The organism is Streptococcus entericus DSM 14446 (assembly GCF_000380025.1).
Lineage (GTDB): Bacteria > Bacillota > Bacilli > Lactobacillales > Streptococcaceae > Streptococcus > Streptococcus entericus.
In genome coordinates, this window is sequence record NZ_KB904167.1 from 89,728 (window position 1) to 104,180 (window position 14,453).

The 14,453-nt window shown below is 45.1% G+C and carries 17 protein-coding genes; 16 read left to right on the forward strand and 1 reads right to left on the reverse strand.

What is annotated here, in order from left to right:
* Nucleotides 1–194: 194 nt before the first annotated feature.
* From A3GW_RS0105555 to yidD, 15 genes are all read left to right on the forward strand, one after another.
* A complete protein-coding gene (locus tag A3GW_RS0105555; protein WP_018368313.1) occupies nucleotides 195–1,442 on the forward strand; it encodes an MFS transporter in 1,248 nt (415 codons plus the stop codon).
* A 115-nt stretch (nucleotides 1,443–1,557) separates the two neighbouring features.
* Nucleotides 1,558–3,135, forward strand: coding sequence for a coiled-coil domain-containing protein (locus A3GW_RS0105560; protein ID WP_018368314.1), 1,578 nt, complete (start codon nucleotides 1,558–1,560; stop codon nucleotides 3,133–3,135).
* A gap of 162 nt (nucleotides 3,136–3,297) precedes the next feature.
* The gene (gene guaC / locus A3GW_RS0105565; RefSeq protein ID WP_018368315.1) at nucleotides 3,298–4,281 is read left to right on the forward strand and encodes a GMP reductase; all 984 of its coding nucleotides are present in this window, start codon (nucleotides 3,298–3,300) and stop codon (nucleotides 4,279–4,281) included.
* Nucleotides 4,282–4,420: 139 nt separating this feature from the next.
* Complete coding sequence (locus A3GW_RS0105570) at nucleotides 4,421–5,668, forward strand: diaminopimelate decarboxylase (RefSeq protein WP_018368316.1); 1,248 nt, start codon at nucleotides 4,421–4,423, stop codon at nucleotides 5,666–5,668.
* An 80-nt stretch (nucleotides 5,669–5,748) separates the two neighbouring features.
* The gene (locus tag A3GW_RS0105575; RefSeq protein WP_018368317.1) at nucleotides 5,749–5,994 is read left to right on the forward strand and encodes a YneF family protein; all 246 of its coding nucleotides are present in this window, start codon (nucleotides 5,749–5,751) and stop codon (nucleotides 5,992–5,994) included.
* 155 nt (nucleotides 5,995–6,149) lie between these two features.
* Nucleotides 6,150–6,974 (forward strand): glutamate racemase, encoded by an 825-nt coding sequence (racE, locus tag A3GW_RS0105580; RefSeq protein ID WP_018368318.1) that lies wholly within the window; start codon nucleotides 6,150–6,152, stop codon nucleotides 6,972–6,974.
* Nucleotides 6,971–7,366 (forward strand): hypothetical protein, encoded by a 396-nt coding sequence (locus tag A3GW_RS0105585; protein ID WP_018368319.1) that lies wholly within the window; start codon nucleotides 6,971–6,973, stop codon nucleotides 7,364–7,366. The genes racE and A3GW_RS0105585 overlap by 4 nt, the downstream gene beginning before the upstream one ends.
* The gene (locus tag A3GW_RS0105590) at nucleotides 7,363–8,352 is read left to right on the forward strand and encodes a nucleoside-triphosphate diphosphatase (protein WP_018368320.1); all 990 of its coding nucleotides are present in this window, start codon (nucleotides 7,363–7,365) and stop codon (nucleotides 8,350–8,352) included. The genes A3GW_RS0105585 and A3GW_RS0105590 overlap by 4 nt, the downstream gene beginning before the upstream one ends.
* A complete protein-coding gene (locus A3GW_RS0105595) occupies nucleotides 8,334–8,855 on the forward strand; it encodes a metallophosphoesterase (protein ID WP_040798609.1) in 522 nt (173 codons plus the stop codon). Before A3GW_RS0105590 ends, A3GW_RS0105595 begins: the two co-directional genes overlap by 19 nt.
* Entirely contained in the window at nucleotides 8,852–9,334 is a 483-nt protein-coding gene (gene cbpB, locus A3GW_RS0105600; protein ID WP_018368322.1) for a cyclic-di-AMP-binding protein CbpB, read from the forward strand. Before A3GW_RS0105595 ends, cbpB begins: the two co-directional genes overlap by 4 nt.
* Nucleotides 9,324–10,067, forward strand: a complete 744-nt coding sequence (gene xerD / locus A3GW_RS0105605) for a site-specific tyrosine recombinase XerD (RefSeq protein WP_018368323.1) — start codon at nucleotides 9,324–9,326, stop codon at nucleotides 10,065–10,067. The genes cbpB and xerD overlap by 11 nt, the downstream gene beginning before the upstream one ends.
* Nucleotides 10,057–10,791 (forward strand): segregation/condensation protein A, encoded by a 735-nt coding sequence (locus tag A3GW_RS0105610; protein WP_018368324.1) that lies wholly within the window; start codon nucleotides 10,057–10,059, stop codon nucleotides 10,789–10,791. The genes xerD and A3GW_RS0105610 overlap by 11 nt, the downstream gene beginning before the upstream one ends.
* Entirely contained in the window at nucleotides 10,775–11,365 is a 591-nt protein-coding gene (gene scpB / locus A3GW_RS0105615) for an SMC-Scp complex subunit ScpB (RefSeq protein WP_018368325.1), read from the forward strand. Before A3GW_RS0105610 ends, scpB begins: the two co-directional genes overlap by 17 nt.
* Nucleotides 11,355–12,080: a pseudouridine synthase gene (locus A3GW_RS0105620; protein ID WP_018368326.1), complete on the forward strand. Its 726-nt coding sequence runs from the start codon at nucleotides 11,355–11,357 to the stop codon at nucleotides 12,078–12,080. Before scpB ends, A3GW_RS0105620 begins: the two co-directional genes overlap by 11 nt.
* The gene (yidD, locus tag A3GW_RS0105625; RefSeq protein ID WP_018368327.1) at nucleotides 12,077–12,313 is read left to right on the forward strand and encodes a membrane protein insertion efficiency factor YidD; all 237 of its coding nucleotides are present in this window, start codon (nucleotides 12,077–12,079) and stop codon (nucleotides 12,311–12,313) included. The genes A3GW_RS0105620 and yidD overlap by 4 nt, the downstream gene beginning before the upstream one ends.
* A 180-nt stretch (nucleotides 12,314–12,493) precedes the next feature.
* Here the strand turns inward: yidD and A3GW_RS0105630 are convergent, their stop codons facing one another.
* Nucleotides 12,494–13,477, reverse strand: a complete 984-nt coding sequence (locus A3GW_RS0105630) for an L-lactate dehydrogenase (protein ID WP_018368328.1) — start codon at nucleotides 13,475–13,477, stop codon at nucleotides 12,494–12,496.
* 180 nt (nucleotides 13,478–13,657) lie between these two features.
* On the opposite strand from A3GW_RS0105630, the gene A3GW_RS0105635 reads away from it, so the two are divergent.
* Entirely contained in the window at nucleotides 13,658–14,404 is a 747-nt protein-coding gene (locus tag A3GW_RS0105635) for a TrmH family RNA methyltransferase (protein WP_018368329.1), read from the forward strand.
* Nucleotides 14,405–14,453 lie beyond the last annotated feature (49 nt).

The window sequence follows — 14,453 nt, forward strand, 5'->3', positions numbered from 1 at the left end:
GCTAAGGTTAACTTGCTTTGAACTCTAAGACTAAATATAAAGTAGTAGAAATTGAGATGGTGACCATCTCAGTTTCTTTTTATATTTAAAATTAAATAATCATTTAATTCAAAAAAACTATTGACTTTATAAAAATATCTGTTAAAATAAAATTAAATAAACGTTTATCAAAAAATAGTCGTGAGGTTTACACCATGAAAACAGTTTTGAAAAATAAGCTCTTTTTGACCACTTTTGTCGCAGATGCGATTTCTAACTTCGGAGACACCTTGTATTATCTGGCTCTGATGAATTATGTCCTCCTTTTGCCCAATAGTCAACTCGCTATTTCAGCAGTGACCTTATCAGAAACCCTGCCCATGCTCTTTAGCTTTGCTATGGGGATCAAAGCCGATCAGACCAAGAAGAAGCTGGAGATGATTATGGGAACACTAGTCTTGCGTGTCGGCCTCTACAGCTTGATTGGTTTCTTTATGGGCTTTGAGCCTAGTTTGTGGGTGGTGCTGGCTGCCAGTACGATTAACTTTATCTCAGATTTGGCTGGTCAGTATGAAAATGGACTGTATAGCCCGATTTCCCTGCGGGTGATTAAGGCTGAGGAGAGGGAGCAAGCCATGGCCTTTCGTCAATCTAGTTTCTCTTTGCTCAGTATTGTGTTTAAGTTTAGCGGAGCTCTGCTGATTGCGGTGATGAGTTACCAGCACTTAGCCTTTTTCAATGCGGCAACTTTTGCAGTAGCGGCGCTTATTATGCTAGTGATTAAGCCTAAACTCACTGCTCTCTTGATTGCTGATCCGATTAAAGACGTTGAAGCCCCGATTGAACGCCAAAACTTTTTGGTTCAGATGTGGGAGAGTTCCAAGCTGGTTATTCGGGAAATTAAACAAATCCCTGCTTTGCGGACGGTTATGACAATTATTCCTCTGCTCAATGCTGTTTTCAGTGGATTGGATGTGCTCTTTCTATTTGCTGCTAGTCAGAATACCAACATGATTATCGTGAATCTGCCCTTTACCCTAACCCTCATCAGTGCGGCAGCCATGTCTGGTCAGATTATCGGCGGTATGCTGACCATGTCAGTTGCCAAAAACTGGGAAGTGACAAAGCTCGTGCGCCTGTCAGCCCTAGCTCCAGCTCTTCTCTTCTTAGGACTCTTGCTGGGCAATACCTACCTGATGATTGCTGTCCTCTTTGTCACCATGGTCAATGTCGGCATTGTCAATCCGAAAATGAATGCCCTTATAATGAATGAACTGCCAGAAGAACGCTTAGCAACAATTTCATCAGGCATTAGCACCTACTTTACCGCAGGTATCCTCTTGGTGCGCCTGCTCCTATCAGGGCTGGTATTAGTCCTTGCACCGACACCATTAGCTTTATTGTTCCTTATCGCTTCTATTGCTCTTGTTATTTGGACATTTTTTGGAAATAGCAGAGCTTAAAGCCTCTAGAGTTCACCGTTAGACCTTGTATCGTCTGACTTTGACTCATCAGCCTAGACGGTTGAGTTGATAAGGGGTATAATAGATATAACAGATTGCGATTAAAGGAGTTGCTATGACCTATACCTACCATGCTCACCACAGCCAGATTGTCGACTTTCTCTACGTTCCCCTCTTTATGCTTGAAAAAGAAGGAGACTTAGAATGGGATATAAATCAAAAAGAAAAAGATATTTTGAGCGATGTCTGGCAGATTAAAGAAGAGATAAAAGATAAACTATCACCCTTAGACGAAGACCTCAAACGTTATAACCTCTGGAGTGAAGCCTATGCCATTTCCCACATTCTTTACATTATTCTACTGGACAAGGGGCATGACCCCAAGACCCTGTCTGAGGCTCTTGATCTCTTTGAAACCTTGTCTGAGCAGGATATTATCAAAGCCTATCAGATGACTCTGGTACGCTCCTATATTGAAGAGGAGATTGAGGCTGTGCCTCTCTTGACCTATCTGGACAAGGTCGAGATGTCTGCCGAGAATAAGTGGTACTGGTATCAAGCTATCAACAGCCCTAAAGAAACAGTAGAGGGTTTGATTAAGGTCTTGCGTCAAGTGGAGACCATCTATGCGCCTTACTATGAGCAGTTTGCGTCAGAGCGGCAGTCTTACTTGGAGGCCTTCGGTCTAGAGTCCTTTTTCGCCTATGTTCCGATGGCAGGGATGTCGAACATGGCTGAGCAGTACCAGACGACCTATGAGTTAATCTTGCTCAGTCCTATTCACATCAGGGTCATGGCTATGTTTTTCACGAAGGAATTTAGCCTTCCTATCTGGCTGGTGACTTCTACTCGGATGGATCAGCTATTGAACCAGCGAGATGTCTTAGATATGGATAGCTTCTCAACCATTCTCAAGACCATGAGTGATATCAGCCGTTATCAGGTGCTAACTGAGTTGATTCAACCCCATGCTAAGAATAAGGTCATTGCAGAAAAACTAGGCATTACAGGAGCGGCGGTTTCTTTTCACACTCAAAAACTGATCAATTCCAAATTGCTTTTGGTCGACCATGATAACCAAACGACCAAGTATAAACTTAACCAAGGTCTCATTCAGCAGATGATAGACAAGCTTACTGGTGATTTTAACCTAGAGCAAAAAACTTCAGAACAAAAAACAGTAACGGAGGAGAAGGAAGACATGCCAGTTGTGATTAAGGACGGGATTTGGTATGACCAGGCTGGTCGCCCTCTGACTGAGGAGGAAAAAGCCCAAGTCAAGGACCAAGTCTACGCTGAGTTGGACAAAGACCTCAAGGACACAGGCTTTGAAGGTCTCATTAAGAAATTTATCAAGTACCTGATGACCAAGAATGGCAAAGGATTAGGTAAATATTTGCACATGGATAGCCAAAAAACGCTAGTGGGCTGGCAACCAGAGGTGGGGTCATCTGATGCTAAAGAACAACCTCTGCCGACGGACAGCAGTGAATTAGCCGAAGAGCTAATTGATGTCGAAGAGGATTTGGCCGATGTGGGTGAGGAATTGACAGATGTTAACTCAGAAATCGAGGACTTGACCACCGAGTTGGAGATCTTATCAGCTAATTTAGCACGCCTACAAGCTGAAGAAGAACGGTTGAAAGCCCGTCGTCAAGCTATTTTAAAACGTTATGGTGAGCTATCACATTAACAGGGTATAAAAATAGTTCGTTTTTAACGAACTATTTTTATTTTTATTCACACAAAAATTGAAATAAACGACAGTTGTGGTAAAATGGGTAAGGAAAGGCAAGTTTTTGCCTAGCGATGCGATAGCATAGGAAGGTCAATTATTTAGTCAAGGAGTTACCTGATGTACCATAATTTTCCAATTTTCGACTACGAAGATATTCAACTCATCCCTAATAAGTGTATCGTCCGTAGTCGGTCTGAAGTAGATACGACAGTTGAGTTCGGCGGTCATCGCTTCAAACTACCGGTGGTTCCTGCCAACATGCAAACCATCATTGATGAGGCGGTAGCTGAACAGTTGGCTCGCGATGGGTATTTCTACATCATGCACCGTTTTGATGAAGCAGCTCGCCCTGCATTTATCAAAAAAATGCATGACCAAGGGCTTATTGCGTCCATTTCGGTGGGGGTGAAGGACTATGAGTATGACTTTGTGACGTCACTAAAAGCTGATGCGCCTGAGTTTATCACTATTGACATCGCTCATGGGCATGCGGACAGTGTGATTGATATGATTAAACACATCAAAAAAGAGTTGCCTGAGACCTTTGTGATTGCGGGGAATGTCGGCACACCAGAGGCGGTGCGTGAGCTGGAAAATGCGGGTGCTGATGCAACTAAGGTTGGTATCGGTCCTGGTAAGGTCTGCATCACCAAGGTTAAGACTGGCTTTGGAACTGGTGGTTGGCAGTTGTCTGCCTTGAAACTCTGTGCCAAGGCGGCCAGAAAACCGATTATTGCTGATGGGGGTATCCGCACCCACGGTGATATTGCCAAATCCATCCGCTTTGGGGCTAGCATGGTCATGATTGGTTCGCTCTTTGCAGGGCATATCGAAAGTCCAGGTCAGTTGATTGAAGAAGATGGCCAACTCTTCAAGGAGTATTTTGGCTCTGCTTCCCAATTCCAAAAGGGTGAACACAAAAACGTTGAAGGCAAGAAAATTCTCCTCCCAGCCAAGGGTCATCTAGCCGATACCCTCAAGGAAATGACGGAGGACTTGCAATCGTCCATTTCCTACGCGGGTGGTCGCGATGTGGATGCCCTGCGCCATGTAGACTATGTGGTGGTGAAAAACTCCATCTGGAATGGGGACAGTATCTAGTAACAGGAAAAAGCTGGTCAGTTAGGACTGGCTTTTTATCAGACGAACTTCTGTGGCAAACAGTAATAGCAGAGCTGATGGTCTAGTTTTTTGAGGACTTGTGTTATAATGGGAGAAGATTATTTCAGAGGAGAAATAGATGAAAGTACCATTTATCAGTCCTGAAGAACTGAGAACAGTAACAGACCAGTTTCCGACCCCTTTTCATTTGTATGACGAGCAGGGCATTCGCGAGAAAGCTAGAGCGGTTAATGCGGCCTTTGCTTGGAACAAGGGCTTTAAGGAGTATTTTGCTGTCAAGGCGACGCCGACCCCTGCGATTTTGAAAATCTTGCAAGAAGAGAACTGTGGGGTGGACTGTGCGACAGAGGTAGAACTGCTGATGAGTCACAAACTTGGCTTTACCGACATCATGTTCTCCTCCAACAACACGCCGTCAAGAGAGTACGCCTATGCCCAGAAAATTGGGGCGGTGATTAACCTAGATGCCTATGAGGACATCGCTTATTTGGAGCGTGAGGTCGGTCTACCTGAGACCATCTCGTTGCGGTATAACCCAGGTGGCGTTTTTGCTCTGGGAACAGACATCATGGATCACCCTGAGGAGTCAAAATTTGGCATGACTAGGGCACAACTGATGGACGGCTACCGTTACCTGAAAGACCGTGGGGTTAAGAGTTTTGGACTTCATGCCTTCCTAGCTTCAAATACAGTGACCAACGCTTACTACCCCCAGTTGGCACGGCAGCTGTTTGAGCTAGCAGTTGAAATTCAGTCTGAAACAGGCATTAGCCTTGAGTTTATCAACCTATCAGGTGGTATTGGGGTTAATTACCATCCTGACCAGCAGCCAAATGATATTATGGCTATCGGCGAGGGTGTCCGTCAGGCTTATGAAGAGGTACTCACCCCTGCTGGTCTAGGTGAGGTCAAGATATTTACGGAGTTGGGGCGGTTCATGCTGGCACCGCACGGGCTCTTGGTGACGACTGTTACCCATAAAAAACACACCTACCGCTCCTATCTGGGGGTAGATGCCTCTAGTGTCAACCTGTTGCGTCCTGCCATGTATGGCTCTTATCACCATGTGACCAACATGGCTCGTCTTGAGAGCACAGAGACGGCTGTGGTCGATGTGGTCGGTGGGCTGTGTGAAAATAATGACAAGCTGGCGCGGGAACGTGAATTGCCAGTGACGGAGATTGGCGATACCTTGGTTATTCACGACACGGGGGCGCATGGGTTTTCTATGGGCTATCAGTACAATGCTAAGCTCCGCTCTGCAGAAATTCTCTGGCAGACTGATGGCACACCGCGTCTCATTCGTCGGGCAGAAACCCCAGAGGACTATCTAGCAACTGTGATGGGCTTTGATTTTGGTGACTAGTCGTTATTTTCCCTTTGTCAATTTGCTTATTTTTTGCTATAATGGTTAAGATAAGAAAATGAAACGGAGTATCGATTGATATGAATATTTGGGTAGCCATGCTCTTGATTACTTTGGCAGGTCTCGGCGGTTTGGTCGGCGGTGCTTTCATCGCTCGTAAACAGATGGAAAAATATTTGGAAGAAAATCCACCATTTAATGCGGATATTATCCGCACCATGATGAGCCAGATGGGTCAAAAACCAAGTGAAGCCAAGGTTCAAGCTGTTGTTCGTCAGATGCAAAAGCAACAGAAGGAAGCAAGAGCTAAAGCCAAGAAAAAATAAGAAGTGGGCAGTGATTGCCAACTTGTCAAATCACGTCCAATGGCGTGATTTTTGATTTTGGTTGGAAGATCTCGTCATCAATTGTAAAAGTAGGTGTCGTCGACGATTAGCGCTGACAGCTCTGCTATTTTCATAAATCTCACAGAAAGAAGACGATGGACAATAGACCTATTGGATTTTTGGACTCAGGCGTTGGTGGCCTGACGGTGGTACGTGAGCTGATGCGCCAGTTGCCCCACGAGCAAGTTGTTTATATCGGTGACTCGGCTAGAGCCCCTTATGGCCCTAGACCTGCCGAGCAAATTAAGACCTACACTTGGGAGCTGGTCAATTTTCTGCGCAAACAGGACGTCAAGATGATTGTACTGGCTTGTAATACCGCAACAGCAGTGGTGTGGGAAGACATCAAGAGCCAACTGGATATTCCCGTTATCGGGGTCATTATGCCAGGAGCCAGCGCTGCGATTAAGGCAACAAGAACTGGGAAAATCGGTATTATCGGCACGCCTATGACGGTGCAGTCGGACATCTACCGCGAGAAAATCACCAGTTTAGCCCCTCAAAGTCAGGTGGAGAGCTTGGCTTGTCCAGCCTTTGTTCCTATCGTTGAGTCCAACCAGATGAACTCACCTTTGGCCAAGAAGGCTGTTTATGAGACCTTGGCGCCTTTGGTTGGTCAGGTGGATACCCTCATTTTAGGCTGTACCCACTACCCGCTCTTGCGCCCTATCATTCAAAACGTTATGGGGCAGGAGGTGGCTTTGGTTGATAGCGGAGCTGAGAGTGTGCGAGACATCTCCGTCTTGCTTAACTATTTCGGCATCAACCGAGACCCTCGCCAGCCGGCGCAAGGTCACCGTTTTTACACAACCGGAGGAGCTGATAGCTTTGCCCATATCGCAGGCAATTGGTTACCAGATGTTCCCTTCACGGTCAACCATATTGATTTAGTAGCTAGCCTAGATGAGGTAACTGTATGACAGATAAGATTTACGAATACAAGGACGACAAGAACTGGTTTATCGGTAAGTGGGGCGGACACAGTCTTTTATCTCACTTTGCCGAACCCATGTCAAATAAGCTCTATCTGCTCAATCAGCAATTAGCCACTATCCTTGACCGAGCTCCCTTATCTGAGGAATCTTGGTTAGCTCAACAAGGGTATGACGTTCTGGTGATACGACTGTCCTCACAATTGAGCCTGATTGATTTTGTCCTTTCTATCATCAATCAAGAGACTGAGCGCCAGCTTGTTGCTGAGGACAGAAATGGCGCAATTTTTATCACAGAAGGTCAGCAAGTCGTACAACTCATTCTTCCTCAAGGTGGTCTTCCCCTTGAGCAATTCACAAAAATAGAGGATAAGACATGACAACTAAAATTTACGAATACAAGGACGACAAGAACTGGTTTATCGGTAAGTGGGGCGGGCATAGTTTTCTATCTGCCCTGTTGCCGGAGGAGCAGGAGGAGCTTCAGGCTCTTGCCTTTAGGTTGCAAGGGTTATTCCCGCCTTACTATGACGATGGCAAAGGCATGCAAGGCTATCAGGTTGAGGTCATCAAAAAAGCCTCTGATGTCTCCTTGATTCGCTTTGTGATTGACATCATCAATGATGCAGCAGGTCGTCAATTGACCATGACACAACAGGCTGGAGCGATTGTGATCACAGAAGGGGACCGGCTCATTGATGTGCATGTTCCAACAGGTGGTGTCAAGGCTTCTGATTTCTTCGGTCAGCAGGCTGGACTGGGAGATAAGATTCTCATTGCCACTAAAAACGAAGGTAAAACCAAGGAGTTTCGGAAATTCTTTAAGCAACTGGGTATGACGGTAGAAAACCTCAATGACTACCCAGATTTACCTGATGTGGAAGAGACTGGGACGACCTTTGAAGAAAATGCCCGCCTCAAGGCGGAGACCATTTCCAAACTGACGGGTCAGATGGTATTGGCAGATGATTCAGGGCTAAAAGTCGATATCCTTGGCGGTCTGCCTGGGGTCTGGTCTGCCCGCTTTTCTGGACCAGGTGCGACTGATGAGAAGAATAACGCCAAGCTCCTGCATGAGTTGGCCATGGTCTTTGAACCCAAAGACCGCTCTGCCCAGTTCCATTGTACTTTAGTATTAGCGGCCCCTAATCGTGAGAGTTTAGTGGTAGAAGGTGAGTGGGCAGGATACATCGATTTTGCACCAAAAGGTGATGGTGGTTTTGGGTATGATCCATTATTCTTAGTCGGAGAGACAGGAAAAACATCAGCAGAGCTTGGTACGGACTACAAAAACGCCCATTCTCATCGGGCGATTGCCCTTAAAAAATTGTTGGAGGTATTTCCAGAATGGCAAGCCTTAAATTAGTGGTCATGAGCGACTCGCATGGGGATCGTGCGGTGGTTGAGGCCATCAAAGAGCATTATCAGGGCAAGGTGGATGCGATATTTCATAATGGGGACTCGGAACTCCCTAGTACGGACAAGATTTGGTCAGGGATTCAGGTCGTACAGGGTAATTGTGATTACGACGAGGGTTACTCCCAGCATCTGGTGACGAGCCTGCCACATCTCACAATCGCCCAGACTCATGGTCATCTCTACGCCATCAATTTTATGTGGGACAAGCTGATTTATTTTGCACAAGAGGCCCAAGCGGACATCTGTCTCTATGGACACTTGCACCGTGCAGCAGCTTGGCAAGAGGGCAAGACGGTCTTTGTCAACCCTGGCTCTGTCAGCCAGCCACGTGGCGAGGTACAGGAGAAACTCTATGCGGTGATTGAGGCAGATGACAAGACTATTTGTGTGGATTTTTACGACCTCAATCACCAGCTTTACCCTCGTTTATCAAAGGAATTTAGTCGATGATTGCCAAAGAATTTGAAGAATTTTTATTGTCTCATTGGACAACATATTTGACACCGGCAGAAGACTTAGCCATTTTTGTTGATACGCATAACACCGATCATGTCATGTTACTCTTGTCAAGAAACGGTTTTTCACGCGTTCCAGTCATTACCAAGGATAGGCGCTATGTCGGAACGATTAGCGTATCTGACATTGTTAATTACCAGTTTGAACATGAATTGGCGTTAGAAGAGTTGGCTGATTTAGACATTTCGCATATGGTTAATACACGTCTTGAGGCGATTTTGCCAACAGCTGACCTCACCGAAATCATGCATAAACTGGTCGATGCCTCTTTTCTACCAGTAGTGACTGCCGACGGCTATTTTAAGGGGATTATCACGCGAAAAGCCATTCTCAAGGCTATCAATAGCCTCCTTCATAATTTTGCAGGATATTATCACCTTATTCCTAAGAAAGAAGTCAGTGATGGCCAATAACTTAGAAAGATTTTTAGCAAGTAAGGAGCTCTCAGAAAATAGCAGAGCTGCCTATACTTATGACCTACAGCAGTTTTTAGAAGTGGTGGGAGATGAGATGACAAGCAGTAAGTTGCAGGTCTACGAGACTACTATTTCTACGCTGAAACCTGCTGCTAGGAGACGAAAATTGTCTACCATTAATCAATTTCTCCTATATCTGTATGAGCAAGGAGAGGTAGGGACTTATCATCGCTTAAAACCGCTTGATAAGGTGAAACAGACGACCACTCAACTGCCGATTCGGGACTTGTCTGTCTTATTTTCTGAGACTGACCAGACAGCAGGTCAACTGATTGCCCTTTTGATTTGGCAGTTAGGGTTGACCCCCAGCGAGATTCAAAGCATTAAGCAAGCTGATATCAATCTCGATTTTCGGATGTTGACCATCAAAAAAGGAGAATTGATTAGGGTACTTTCCCTGCCAGAGAACCTAGTTCCCTATCTTGAACGAGTGCAAGCAGGCACTTATCTCTTTGATAAGAATGGCAAATCCTACTCAAGACAATGGCTATTTAATCGCCTGTCTCACTACCTCACCAGTTTGGGATTAGGTGATTTGACCGCTCAAAAACTGCGACAGCAGTACATCATCACAGAATTAAGTCGTGGCGTTAGTCAAGCAAGTTTGGCAAAGCAGCTGGGGTTGAAAACGACTCAGACGCTCATGACCTATGAGACACATGGACATTAAATTAAAAGATTTTGAAGGACCGCTCGACCTCCTCCTTCATCTGGTATCTCAGTATAAGATGGACATCTATGAGGTGCCTTTGATTGACGTCATCGAGCAGTACCTTGCTTACGTATCTACTCTGACTGCTCTGCGTTTGGAGGTGGCTGGTGATTATATGGTCATGGCAAGCCAGCTGATGCTCATTAAGAGCCGCAGGCTCTTGCCTAAGTTGGTCGAAGCACCTCCTGAAGACGACGATTTAGAGATGACCTTGCTCCAGCAGTTAGAAGAGTATAAACTGTACAAACAGGTTAGCCAGGATTTAGCAGAACAGCACCAGCAGAGAGCCCTGCATTTTTCGAAACCGAAAGAGGAAATTGTCGCTGAAGGAATGACCTTGACAGCAGATAAGTCGGTTATCGACCTCTTTTTAGCCTTTTCAAAGGTGATGGCAGCGAAACAGGAACAAGTCAGAACCAGTCACACGACCATCGATAAAGATGATTACAAAATCGAGGACATGATGGATGAGATTAGAGACCGTTTTAGCCAAACTCATCAGCTTACTTTGGTAGCTATTTTTGAGCATCGGTCGTCTCTGAGTGAGCTGATTACCCTCTTTTTAGCGGTCTTAGAGCTGGTTAAAATCAAGGCGATTGAGGTCACGCAGACAGAAAATTTTGGTGAGGTTTACCTCAAGTGGATAGGAGAGAAAGGAGCGACGGATGTCACACCTAGCTAGGATAGAAGCCCTGCTTTTTGTAGCAGGAGAAGAAGGACTAACCCTGCGTCAGTTGGCAGAAATGCTCAACCTGTCAGCGTCAGCATTGACCCAACAACTGGAAAAATTAGCCACCAAGTACCTTTCAGATAGCGAGACGAGTCTTTGCCTTTTGGAAACTGGGAAAGCTTACCGTTTGGTGACCAAAGAGGAGTATGCGGAGCTGTTGCAGGTCTACGCGAAAACACCGACCAATCAGAGTTTATCGCGAGCTAGTCTTGAAACCCTATCGATTATTGCCTACAAGCAACCCATTACGCGGATTGAAGTGGATGACATTAGAGGGGTCAACTCAAGTGGCGCCATTGCTAAATTGCTGGCCTTTGATTTGATTGCAGAGGTTGGTAAAAAAGAGGTGATTGGGCGACCCAACCTTTACGCGACCACACCCTATTTCCTTGATTTTATGGGCATCAATGACCTTGCGGAGTTACCAGATGTCTCAAGCATTGTGATTGAGGAAGAAGAGAGTAATCTATTTGCCTCAGGCGACATAGCAGAGCTACTAGAAGGGAGAAGAGAAGATGAGAATTAATAAATTTATTGCCCACGCTGGTGTAGCCAGTCGCCGTAAGGCGGAAGAGCTCATTAAGCAAGGTCTAGTGACTGTCAACGGCCAGATTGTCACGGAACTAGCGACCACCATCAAGTCTGGTGATTTGGTTGAAGTAGAGGGAACACCGATTTACAACGAAGAAAAAGTCTACTACCTCCTCAACAAACCCAGAGGGGTCATCTCCAGTGTTTCAGATGACAAAGGCAGAAAAACAGTCATTGACCTTTTGCCGACGGTTAAAGAGAGAATTTATCCTGTCGGGCGTCTGGACTGGGATACTACTGGTCTCTTGATTTTGACCAATGATGGGGATTTTACCGATAAAATGATTCATCCTCGTAATGAGATTGATAAGGTCTATGTGGCGCGTGTCAAGGGCATTGCAACCAAGGATAATCTGCGTCCCTTAACAAAAGGTGTTGTCATTGATGGCAGAAAGACCAAGCCTGCACGTTATACCATTCTTAAAGTAGACAAGGAAAAAGACCGCTCAGTGGTTGAATTAACTATCCATGAAGGACGGAATCACCAGGTTAAAAAAATGTTCGAAAGTGTCGGTCTTTTAGTCGACAAGCTATCACGAACACGATTTGGTACCCTTGACGTGACGGGGCTTCGTCCGGGTGAATACCGTCGTCTCAATAAAAAAGAAATTAGTCAGTTGCACAACGCAGCCCTTAACAATATCAAATGAAACAATTACTAATTGCCCCTGTTAAGCTCTATCAAGCTGTCTTGTCCCCACTTTTGCCCCCAAGTTGTCGCTACCAGCCAACCTGCTCTTCCTATATGATAGAAGCGATTGAAAAGCATGGCGCAAAAGGTGTCTTGATGGGCACAGCTCGCATTTGTCGCTGCCATCCATTTTCTGCTGGTGGTGAGGATCCAGTGCCAGACCACTTCAGCTTAAAAAGACAGGACAAATAATGCCTAAATGTCAACTCCCATACTTTGCGCTTCATAAGGGATGATTAGGGCAGAAAAAACTCCTTGTCATAACTGCTTATCCCATGCTTAAGACAAAGGCATCATGAATGATATATAAAGTCCTGTTTCCTTATTAAAGGGTATGAAAAAATCTGTTGAGTCTTCTCAACAGATTTTTTGTTAATTTTTACAAGCTGAAGCAAATTCTTCTTTGGCAAAAGCTTCATCAATGATGGTTTTGAGTTGGTTAGCAGATGCTTGCATTTTTTGAAGTTCGGCATCGTTAAGAGGAACTTTGACATTTCTAACAATACCGTGTGCACCGATAATGGCTGGTTGACCGATAAAGATGCCCTCAACACCGTCGTATTGACCATCTTGATAAACAGAAAGTGGCAATACAGCATTTTCGTCATCAAGGATAGCCCTAGTAATGCGGGCCAAAGCGACAGCGATACCGTAATAGGTTGCGCCTTTTTTATTGATGATTGAGTAAGCAGCGTCACGAACAGAAACGAAGAGGTCTACGAGACCTTGCTCATCAACATCTCGGTTATCTTGCAACCATTGTTCAAGTTTCACACCTGCAACGTTGGCGTGAGACCAAACGGCAAATTCAGAGTCACCGTGCTCACCCATGATGTAAGCATGGACGGAACGAGCATCGATACCGATTTTATCTGCTAAGGCGTAACGGAAGCGCGCAGAATCAAGTGATGTTCCAGAACCGATAACGCGTTCTTTAGGGAAGCCAGAGAATTTCCAAGTAGAGTAAGTCAAAATATCAACAGGGTTAGCTGCAACAAGGAAAATACCATCAAAGCCTGATGCAACAACTGCTTCAACGATGCTTTTGTTGATGCGCAAGTTTTTTTCAACCAAATCAAGACGAGTCTCACCTGGTTTTTGAGGAGCTCCAGCAGTTAATACAACGATATCCGCATCGTGGCAATCGCTATAATCTGCTGAGTAGATTTTCTTTGGTGAAGTGAATGGCAGAGCATGGCTCAAGTCCTCAGCATCTCCTTGAGTTCTGTCTTTGGCAATATCAATGATACCGAGTTCCTGAGCAATGCCTTGAGTCACCAAGGCAAAGGCATAAGAAGAACCAACAGCGCCATCACCAACGAGGATAACTTTTTTGTGTTGCTTTGTTGCGATCATGTGAAAACTCCTTTGAAAATGATTTACATGTTTATTGTATCACTAAGTCTGCTCTTTGTCAGCCAAAAATTGTGAAAATAGTGACAGAAAGCGTTTTAGAATAACACAGAACTGATTTTTATATAACAAACACATCTTTTCTTTCAGTATTTTTTAAGTGATTATGCTATAATATTTACCATGACTATCATTACCTCCAAAGCAAATAGCTTGATTAAGCAGGCTAAAAAATTACAGCAGAAGAAGTATCGGACCACCTCTTACTTGATTGAAGGCTGGCATCTTGTTGAAGAAGCGCGATTGTCTGGAGCAGAGATGCTGCGTGTGTTTGTTTTAGCAGAAGAGGCTTACCGAGTGTCTGATTTGTCACAGGCTGTCATTGTTAGCCCGGAAGTGTTACGTGAGTTATCTGATTCGCCATCACCGCAAGGGATTGTTGCAGAGGTTGCCATTTCTCATCCAGATGTAACTAAACTTGAAAAAGGTCGCTATCTTGTCTTGGAAGATATTCAGGATCCTGGAAATGTTGGGACGATGATTCGGACAGCTGATGCCGCAGGGTTCGATGGGGTGTTGATCAGTCATCGCACAGCAGATATTTATAATCAAAAAACCTTACGTTCTATGCAAGGAAGTCACTTCCATTTGCCGATTTACCGCTTGCCTATTGAAGAGATCGTTAGCCAGCTGAAGGCTATTGAGGTGCCTGTTTTAGCGACTACTTTGTCTGAGCATTCGGTTGATTATCGGACATTAACTAGCTACGACCATTTTGCTTTAGTGATGGGAAATGAGGGTTCTGGGATTTCAGCGGCAATGGCTGAGCAGGCTGATGAGCTGGTGCATATTCCTATGCCTGGTCGGGCTGAAAGTCTCAACGTTGCGGTAGCTGCAGGGATTATGATGTTCAGTCTGGTCAATCGCTGAAGACAGAGACATGCTTAGCTGCTCTGCTATGGCTACTAGAGAGGAAAAT